Origin of the sequence: Parashewanella curva (assembly GCF_003675895.1) — a bacterium.
Taxonomy (GTDB): domain Bacteria; phylum Pseudomonadota; class Gammaproteobacteria; order Enterobacterales; family Shewanellaceae; genus Parashewanella; species Parashewanella curva.
The window spans coordinates 1-7,647 of the sequence record NZ_ML014864.1 but is presented as its reverse complement, the minus strand read 5'-3'; the positions used below and the strand labels follow the sequence as shown (position 1 = coordinate 7,647).

The following is a 7,647-nucleotide window of genomic DNA, read 5'->3' as shown; positions in this document are numbered from 1 at the left end:
AGGGTGAATCTATGAGAAAACTGGATCAATCCGATCACTTGAGGTAAAAATAAGGTTAAGAGAAAAAAGGGATTTTAGGTGATCGGATAACTCCGAAACGACTGATCGGATAAACCGAAAAACGCAATAGTAAAGCACATAATAATCAAGAGACTATGGCTGAAATAAGTTATTAACATTTCATTCAGCATCTATCACAGTACATTGATTATATTGAAAGTTATCTGAATAAGAGGATAAATCATGGAAATTGATGAAAACAAAATTGACGAAGCTGCTTTAGCATTATTGTATTTAACACTGCACGACGATGTTAGAGCATGGAAACAAATAAACTGGGATATCACTGACCGTTTATATGAAAAAGGTTTGATTTATGATCCTGTTGGTAAGAATAAATCTGTCGTTTTTACTGACGATGGCTTAGAAAAAGCTAAAATGCTTTTTGAGCAGATGTTTACTAAAAAATGAAAACGACACTGTGGTTTTGGACTTATAATCCAATCTGAATTACACCTTGATCCTCTGCTTTTTTTGGCAGCATAATCAACCTTCGAATATCATCGAAGTTACTTACATCAATAAAACTTGATTTATGCTTCTCAACTCGAAGTAAGCCGTCCTCAAGTGCAAACACTCTTAATGGGTTTTCCATTAGCCAATGAAGAAAGCAAATATCTTGCTTTATTGACCAGCCTTCGTTGTCTTGATCAACTATCCAAATATTTTTTAGTGACACTTCGGTTGTCGAGACTAAACTATCAAAAAATTTTTCAATTGCCAAAGGAGCCCCTTTGCATGCTTCAGCCAATATAAAACGACTCATTGCTTGAGATAAGCAGATGTCAAATAATGGCGACTCATGAATGAAAATGGAGTCAGTCAGTAATTCAGCAAAACAAAGTAAATGGGTTTTGACATGTGGGAATCGAGTGAGAAGCCCCTCAAAGCTTTCTTGATAACCTTCATTACAACTTATCCAGTTCTCAATCATTTCATCAGAATCTAAGACTGGTGACCTTAATGAGATATTAGTTCGCATGTTCTTCCCTCCAACTGCATTTTTGATTTCTTATCTCGATGAATCAAAAATTGTGTATGGAACATAGGTAGATACATTACGCCTCTTGCCATTGATTTCAATCTAGGCTCAGAGTAAAAATTAATTTCAAATGAGCCAAAAATCCTAAATGTTTCAAAATGAACCATTGACAAAATGAATTGAACAACTATGGACAACTAAAAACAAAGAAAAAACGCAATAATATTAACAATTTTTAATTTATAGTTAATTTTAAACTCCATTAACCACTCAAAAATGGCAAGGGATTTTTGCTTATTCCTATATCTTGTACTTCTAAACACTTGTCAAACACAATATCTGGTATTGTAGGCGTACAGTTATTGTCAGATCTCCAAGGAGCGCAGCTGTCGCTGCTTAATGGAAAAGCCAAGTTTGGCGATGAAACTGGCTTGTAAATTATTTGAGATTCTGATCCATATTCACGCAATTCCCAACCATCAAGGCGTGACTGAATTGAACGTGTCGCCATTACTCCAAAGATTTTAGTAATATCTTCATCGTAGCGACCACTGGCCGAATTAATCGTTTTAGCTAGCTTCACTGGACGCTGACATCGTTTACAATCTATTCCTCCATTGGCTTCGATATAACCTTGCCAATCAGCACTATCTGCGGCTTTCCTCGCCATTTCTAATACTTCATCGTCGGGAATCACCTGCTTTAATCGTCTGAGTTCACGCCAAACGGTAACAGGTGCACCACCAATCTGCTGAAATTGACGAATGTGCCATAAGCTTGCCCATGCTGCGACACGTTCCGCAGCTAGTTGAGATGAACAATTTGCTTCACTATCGATATCCACGTAAGCGCCATCAATATTTTTAGCAATATATTTGGCGATATAGCCCGTAGCACTTCCTTTTTCGGGATCCATCGTTTTGTAATCAAATCGGGGACTGCATTGATCGGGCGTAAAATTTTCGGATAGGTTTAGTTCTTGTGGATCATGCTCTACGGTGTAAGCACAAATGATACCTCTGGCTTGCTCAAGTTCTTCGGGCTTAAAGAACAATAATAAGTGCCAGTGTGGAGTTCCATCATGGTGTGGTTCAACGACTCGAAAACCAAACGTTTTTATATTCTGCCTTTCTAATTTAGCTCTTATTTTCGACCACTGTTTGCATAAGTATTGCTGTGTCTGATGCGGAGTGAACCCTTGATATAAACTATTCGAAAATGTCCTTCCCTTTTTATCCTTACACCAACTGTGATATTTCGATGGTGCAGTCAAAGTATAAAACTCGCCTACAAAGCCCTGTTCTTTTGCTAACTCTTCAAAACCTCGCATTCTTACCATGAGTTCAACCCGACGATTATGTGGATTTGAAATAGAAGACTTCACAGCCTCAATGAGAGGTAGTTCGAGTTGATATTGCTCATTGATCAAGAGCATCAATTGCATCCAAGATAAGTTGTATTTTTTTCGAGATTGATATTCTTGTAAGGTATGGTTAGAAACATAGGGAGACACATTGGCTCTTACTTTGCCAATAATAATAGCTGTATGTTCTTGATACTGTTTTAGCCTACGATCTATCTGATGAAGCCACCATTTACTGTCAACAAGCCTTGCTATTGCTCTGGCAATCATCTGTGAATGACTATTAATGTCTTCACCTTGCTTTTGCTGACTTCTGAGCATCTGTAAATCAGGAAGAACTGGGCTAAAGCCCCACACATCTGCGGGTTGTTTTACTGCAACAATAAGCCTAAATATGTCTAAATCATCTGTTTGTTCTTCCATCACTTTATTGAACATGATCAAGCAACGTTTTGACCATTCATTTGCGATTTGTAAGCGTCTTTTCTCAGAATTAAGATAATGCAATGGAACTGGGATTGAACGACAGACTTCAAGTAAAAACGTGACCCGCTTTCTTAGCCATATATTGGCACTGCGGCCGTTTTGATATTTCATCCTTCGTCGAATGTATTCTTGCTTAAGCGTCTGAGCAGTTTGCTCAGGTAAAGAACCTATTAGCCGCTTCATCCACTTGAAATCCGTGCTCAGGATGTCGACTTTTACTTTTAGTGTCTTTTTAAAGTCTTGTATAGAATTGCTAGTGGTGTCGTTTATAGTATCAGTGAGCAGTTTATTGGAGATTGGTTCAGGGATAGAAGCGAGATAAGCCATCACACATTGAGTGTCTGCTACGTTAATTTTGCCAAATGCATTTGACAGTATTTTAGCTAGCTGCGATTCAAAGTTATCCCTACGCATCACTCACCTACTTTTCTGCATCCATCACGGTATTTATGTAGCTCTAGATACTGCTCCAATACCTGTGAGAATAAATCGCATAACTCATAGAGCTGTAAGTCACCCGTTAATATCAAGCAGGTTCTAACCAATGCCGATGCCATGCCTGTATATCGGTATGCCGATATCAAGTTATCTTGGTGTAAACATCGGTAAAAATTACCGTGAATATCGGTCATTATTCGCCTTATTTTCATGTGGTTTTGATCGCTTAGCTCAAACCGACATTCCAGCTTTTCATTATCCATTAGCATATAACCGCCCGTTTTTAATGAGGTATATAACGTTGTTGATGTGCTTTAGCTGATTGAATGATTTGCCAATCACCCTTAGAGCTTTGATGACAGCGATCGATGTACAGCGCCAGATCTTCCACTTTCACTAAAGTGGGAGAGCGCTCTGAATCTCTCAATTTAAAAACTGGTACGGGTAAATCTTGGCTCTTCGCTTTTTGCTCTGCCGTTTTAGGCGTGATCCCAAAAAATTCATCGCAAATATCTTTTAGACGAACCGTTGGTGACTCGAATCGTGCTAATAAAGCAAAGGTTGTATTCATAACTTTTACTCCTTATTGATAAATCAATATTCCGAATTGTTAAGTTTTGACGAATAACGTTGTTCAATAATGTGTGCGTAACAACCAAGCTTGGTCATTAAGGAAGTAATATGACTAAGTAGTTGATGCCGCATGGCTTCTGTTAGCTTGCGCGTTTGTTTAAGCGCTAAGGTTAATTCAGTGATATGGCCAAGCTCTGTGTTCATTGACAGCGTTCGTTCAATGACATCGGTAAAACTCAGTTGGTTGGTTTCTGTAATCGGAACCGAAGGTAGGCAATCAAGCTCAAGCAGCAGGCCATCAACAATGCAACGGTTCTTACTCACTTTGGTGATCTTGACTAATTCGTTAAGTGTAAGCTGGTGAGGCTGATTAATAAGCAACTTATTGCGTAACAGTTGAGGGTTATGAAAGCCTGAAGCTAATGCTACATCTTTTAAACTTTCATTAATTGCAAATGCTCGAAATGAACCATTAACATGAGGGTGTGTTTCAGTTTGAGGTATATACATCGTCAACCACCTCTGGTTTGCTACTCTTTGCTTTCATCTGCAATCAATCGAATGATCAACTATAAAAGCAACTGATAAAAGTCAATGACTTACTTAGCTAACAGGCAAACCTGAATGACGACCTTGTTCTATTGGTGTTCTTTATTATTTTTGTCTACAAGCAAACATGTATATTGGCCTGAAACTTCATAGGTAAAACTTAACCTTTATCGAAAATGAAGAATTGGTCATTTGATCTATATTCAGCCAATGTTGTTTGTTGTTATGCTATCCTTTTCTCATTGTTGCCTATTAACGCCCACATAAACACTATCTCAATGATAGGTAGATTTGGATATTTGATCACATGTCTAATATTGTCAAGTTAAAAAAAACAAAATTCCCTGTAATTTTAAATCAACCGATAGATTGCGATAGTGGAAAAACCATCGCAGAGCGTCTTATTCGACTATTTGGTGTAAGGAATCGTCTTGAATTAGCTGAAGTTTTGGGAATGCATCCAGGCTCGTTTTCTACATGGCAAACCAGAAATACTACACCCTACGAGCTTTTGATCAGAATACATCTTGCTACAGGTGCCCCTATGAAATACTTGTGCTTTGGTGAGGGCGAAGGCGTTCCTGATGTATTCAGCCTAGTTGATAACAATCAAGCGATTGAACGCAACTCAAAGAAATTACAATCGACTGATGTAATTTATAATATTGAGATTAAGGTGATAAATAACGGTGATCTTTTCAAAACTGAAGAATTACTTGTTGATGAGCACTTTCTCAAGCGTTTTCGCATTTCTGGCTCTGATTTCGCTATTGAACATCCTAATGGCATACATTTTATCAATAGTAAATTAACCGCCGTAACCAAAGGCAAGTATCTATTTAGTGTCAATGGGTTATATGAAGTAGGTGAACTACGGCAACTACCAGATGGGCATGCCTATTATTTTGATGGCGATGATAAATACCCAATAGATCAAAAATCGATGAAAATTGAAGGAAAGATAGTTTCTAGTTTGGAGTATTGAAACCAAAACATGTTGCTCTGAAAGGTATACAATTTATAACCTTATTGGTAATAAATTGTATACCTAAAAATTGTGTATCACACCGATCACTATCGTGAATTCGGTATCATTAACGACAAGAGCTCTTTTTCTTCTGCTATATCACCAAAACATTCACGATAAGCATGTCTAGCTCGATAAAGAGCCAGTTGTTGTATCACTCGCTCAGGGCTATTTTTCACATTGTTAGCTGTAAATTTAAGTGCAAATTTAGGGGAAAAACGTTCAACAAATGCATTCAATGATTTAGAGCGAATGGATTTACCGCTTTTCACTTCAACGGGAATAAAGCCCCCTTGCTTTTCAAACAGAAATTCAATCTCAGAAGTATTGCCACGTTTAAAACTGTTCAACTCTATTCTGCTATTTCCAACCATCGCACTGATCATTTCATTGGCAACAAATACTTCAGCAATGAAGCCTTTATAAGCATCTTTTCCTCTGAGAATATCCTGATAGGAAACCCCAATCATCTTTGTTAGGATCCCTACATCATGCGGCAGCAGCTTAAATTTATTTTCTTCTACTTGAAAATCCATATTATACGAAGCATTTATCCCCTCAAAAATATGCACTTTATGCACGACCATGAGATCTCTTAAAAAATCGATGGGCTCAACAACATCTTCATAACGCACACTTGTATTACCCAATGTTCCTTTGAATTTGAACTTGGGGGTATTACCATCTTCTTCACTGGCAATTTGCCTAGCCATACTAGCGTATATTCTTTTTAACTTAAGCGTTGATACTTCATGATCTTTTGATAACTTACCAAAGTCAGTTTCGTATCCTTTGATTAAGTCGGCCTGCACCTTATCTACAGCACGAACTCGTTCCAAAGGTTGTGTTACTGGATAAGAAACCCATGCCTCTACAGCTTCAGGCATACCACCGACAAACCAGTAATCTTGAACACAGCTCATTAATTTCTGATGAGCTATTTCGGGCACAGATTGATCAACAGGTAACTCAGCAGCATCCGTCAACACTTCATTTCCCGTCGCTTTCAAAAACTCTGAAAAGGTCATTGGGTACATTGGCATCCACTCTACTTTTCCAACTGGAAAGCTTCTGTACAAACCAATATTTGACCCTGTAGCAACTATATGGATTTCAGGAGCATCTTCACTAAAAAATTTTAATGTTGTCAGTGCCTTTTCAGAAAAGCCTACTTCCTCGAACACTATAAGATCTTGAGCAGGATCGAATGAGTCAGATAGGTAAAATTGAATATTTTTTATTATCGACCCAATGTCTTTTCCATCATTAAAAATAGAATCAGCGTCATCCATTTTCATAAAATTGATTTCAAAAACTTTACGATAATTGGTTTCGCCAAATTTCTTTAGTGCACTGGACTTGCCAACTTGGCGCGCACCATAAATCAAAGCAGGCTTTCTTAATTCGCTTTGCTTCCAATTTAGTAATTGCGTATCAATGTTTCTGTAAAAATACATAACCAAACTAATTCTATAAACCTACCTACTGATATAGCATACAATTACTTAAAATGGTATTTTTTGACACGTTAAAATGAAGATGATTGGTATTTTTTACCACGTTAAATTCTATTAAAATGGTATTTTTTACCACGTTAAGTTTTACTACAATGGTATTTTTTAACACTTTCGGTGGATAATATAGCAATTACAGCTCATCAACTCCTTGTACTCTAACAGCTTTAATCCGAAGCTGTGATCGCTGAATATAGGTAGACTTCGGTGTCCCAAAAAAGAGTAAAATTATTTGCGGTGTCCCACATGTGCCCCATAAGGCTCTAGAGTCGCTATTAAAAGCTCAGATCCGTCCAATCCAGCATAGGTGCAATACTGAATTTTCTATTGGTTGATGTTATTGAAGTTTTTGCCATTGAGCTTGTTCTATTAGAGCTAAGTGAATCACTGAATTGCCCTATTTTCGCATACTTTAAGATATTTTGGGGACTCAGCTCCTGCTTTAGCACTCAGTTTTAAACTGCATTTAATTTTTGAAAGGAACTGCCTTCTCCATATCGACATACTCATCAAAAAATATAAAGCCCCCTTAAGCATCCCCTCATATAAACCAGTCATATCAACGGTTTTAAGGTAAAATGCTCAAAATAGCCTAAACATGTTCAATGACAGCACCATGATAAATCAAGATTTAATTCATAATCACATAGATGAA

General features: G+C 37.4%; 8 protein-coding genes. 2 read left to right on the top strand and 6 right to left on the bottom strand.

The window, feature by feature from the left end:
* Positions 1-243 precede the first annotated feature (243 nt).
* Entirely contained in the window at positions 244-471 is a 228-nt protein-coding gene (locus D5018_RS19850) for a DUF6429 family protein (protein WP_121840723.1), read from the top strand.
* Positions 472-493: 22 nt separating this feature from the next.
* Here the strand turns inward: D5018_RS19850 and D5018_RS19845 are convergent, their stop codons facing one another.
* The 5 genes from D5018_RS19845 to D5018_RS19825 all read right to left on the bottom strand — a co-directional run bounded on the left by D5018_RS19845 (position 494) and on the right by D5018_RS19825 (position 4,412).
* Positions 494-1,042, bottom strand: a complete 549-nt coding sequence (locus D5018_RS19845; RefSeq protein ID WP_121840722.1) for a hypothetical protein — start codon at positions 1,040-1,042, stop codon at positions 494-496.
* A gap of 262 nt (positions 1,043-1,304) precedes the next feature.
* A complete protein-coding gene (locus tag D5018_RS19840; protein ID WP_121840721.1) occupies positions 1,305-3,305 on the bottom strand; it encodes a replication endonuclease in 2,001 nt (666 codons plus the stop codon).
* Positions 3,305-3,592, bottom strand: a complete 288-nt coding sequence (locus D5018_RS19835) for a hypothetical protein (protein ID WP_133309348.1) — start codon at positions 3,590-3,592, stop codon at positions 3,305-3,307. Before D5018_RS19835 ends, D5018_RS19840 begins: the two co-directional genes overlap by 1 nt.
* A gap of 20 nt (positions 3,593-3,612) precedes the next feature.
* The gene (locus D5018_RS19830; RefSeq protein WP_121840719.1) at positions 3,613-3,900 is read right to left on the bottom strand and encodes a pyocin activator PrtN family protein; all 288 of its coding nucleotides are present in this window, start codon (positions 3,898-3,900) and stop codon (positions 3,613-3,615) included.
* Between the two features lie 23 nt (positions 3,901-3,923).
* The gene (locus D5018_RS19825; protein ID WP_121840718.1) at positions 3,924-4,412 is read right to left on the bottom strand and encodes a phage regulatory CII family protein; all 489 of its coding nucleotides are present in this window, start codon (positions 4,410-4,412) and stop codon (positions 3,924-3,926) included.
* Between the two features lie 346 nt (positions 4,413-4,758).
* On the opposite strand from D5018_RS19825, the gene D5018_RS19820 reads away from it, so the two are divergent.
* Complete coding sequence (locus D5018_RS19820; protein ID WP_121840717.1) at positions 4,759-5,436, top strand: helix-turn-helix transcriptional regulator; 678 nt, start codon at positions 4,759-4,761, stop codon at positions 5,434-5,436.
* 89 nt (positions 5,437-5,525) lie between these two features.
* Here D5018_RS19820 and D5018_RS19815 read toward each other — a convergent pair whose 3' ends face one another.
* Positions 5,526-6,935 (bottom strand): ATP-binding protein, encoded by a 1,410-nt coding sequence (locus D5018_RS19815; protein ID WP_121840716.1) that lies wholly within the window; start codon positions 6,933-6,935, stop codon positions 5,526-5,528.
* Between the last annotated feature and the right edge of the window lie 712 nt (positions 6,936-7,647).